The 655-nt window shown below is 54.8% G+C and carries 1 protein-coding gene and 1 pseudogene; both read right to left on the bottom strand.

Annotated elements, in window-relative coordinates; translation table 11 throughout:
* Positions 1–296: ATP-binding cassette domain-containing protein (locus B3Z49_RS11485; protein WP_349676381.1), on the bottom strand; the 296-nt coding region annotated here is incomplete at its 3' end.
* A 152-nt stretch (positions 297–448) separates the two neighbouring features.
* Positions 449–655: pseudogene (locus B3Z49_RS11480) on the bottom strand (branched-chain amino acid ABC transporter substrate-binding protein); the annotation flags it as partial.

The following is a 655-nucleotide window of genomic DNA, read 5'->3' as shown; positions in this document are numbered from 1 at the left end:
CAGGTCATATCCTCGATGATACGGCGGCCTTCCATAACCTGAAACAGGCCGGAGCGCACGATATCCTCGGGATTGCCATTGGCAATCTGGTTGCCCATGAAACTGATGTCACCACGGGTGACTTCGCCGTCCTCGGTTTTCAGCAAACCCGAAATCGCCTTAAGCGTCGTGGATTTACCTGCCCCGTTCGGGCCAAGAAGGGTAACGATCTTGCCTTGCGGAACCTCAAGCGAGACGCCACGCAGGACCAGAATCACCTCGTCATAGACGACTTCAATATTGTTGACCGACAGCATCGGTTCGGCGGTTTCTATTTTGCGGGCGGGCTCTGCCATGGTGTCCCTTTCGAATGATCTTCTTGTGATCTCCAGCTGTCGGAGACAGGGCATCTTGCGTCTTATGCCCTGCCTCCGAACAGTCTGGGAGACATTCGTCTTACTGGATGGTCTTAGTAACCAAGCCAGTCGTCACGACGCGGCAGCGTTACAGTCGTTACTTTTTCGACTGTTGCTTCACCGCCTTTGGCGCTACCGTTATAGATATTGACGGTGTTGATGCCGCGATGGTCTTCGGCGGTCCAGGTTGCTTCCATGCAAACGCCTTCAAGACCGGCCGGCACCCAGTTCTGGCGGGCATACATGCCTGCCTTGATGTT

Origin of the sequence: Thalassospira sp. UBA1131 (assembly GCF_002311515.1) — a bacterium.
In the GTDB taxonomy this organism is placed as follows: Bacteria; Pseudomonadota; Alphaproteobacteria; order Rhodospirillales; family Thalassospiraceae; genus Thalassospira.
This window is presented reverse-complemented; position numbering and strand designations above follow the sequence as displayed.